The organism is Micromonospora sp. DT43, from assembly GCF_049841645.1.
Taxonomy (GTDB): domain Bacteria; phylum Actinomycetota; class Actinomycetes; order Mycobacteriales; family Micromonosporaceae; genus Micromonospora.
Genome location: NZ_JBNCKR010000036.1, coordinates 1 through 778, shown reverse-complemented (window position 1 = coordinate 778; position 778 = coordinate 1). Strand labels below are relative to the sequence as shown.

Genomic DNA, 778 nt, shown 5'->3' with positions numbered 1-778 from the left:
GTCCCGGGCCCCGCTGGTGGTGTGGGTCAGATGCCGTAGATGAACTGTTGGTCGACGGGGCCGGCGTTGTTGGTGTTGCGGAGGTAGACGGTGTTGTTGCCGGGTCGGCGTACGCCGGGGGTGTCGGTGGCGGTGTCGTCGGCGGTCCAGTCGCCGGGCACCGCGATGTCGCCGGAGGGGCCGTGGCCGTACTTGAACTCGTAGTCGGTGCTGACGGAGCCGACCGTGGTGCCGTTGGTCAGGTACCACGTCGAGATGCTCGGCCGGAAGACGCCCACGGAGTCGGTGCCGTCGCCGTTCCAGTCACCGGCGACGGCCTGGTCGCCGGAGGGGCCGTGGCCGAACTTGAACTCGTAGTCGGTGCTGACCGAGCCGACCTTGGTGCCGTTGGTCAGGTACCACGTCGAGGTGCCCGGCCGGAAGACGCCCACGGAGTCGACGCCGTCGCCGTTCCAGTCACCGGCTACCGGCCGGTCGCCGGAGGGGCCGTGGCCGAACTTGAATTCGTAGTCGGTGGTGGCGGAGCCGGCGGCGTTGGTGTTGGTCAGGTAGAAGGTCGAGTTGCTGGGCCGGAACACTCCGACGGAGTCGACGCCGTCCTTGTTCCAGTCACCGACCACCGGGATGTCACCCGACGGGCCGTGACCGAACTTGAAGATCATCGTGGCGTCGCCGCTGTTGACGTCACGCAGGTACCACGTCGAGGTACTGGGCCGGAACACCCCGACCGTGTCGACGCCGTCCTTGTTCCAGTCACCAGAAACCGGCACATCCTCCG

At 67.6% G+C, this 778-nt stretch carries 1 pseudogene; it reads right to left on the bottom strand.

What is annotated here, in order from left to right:
* Window positions 1–26: 26 nt before the first annotated feature.
* A pseudogene (locus ACLQ26_RS33020) lies at window positions 27–778 on the bottom strand (hypothetical protein); the annotation flags it as partial.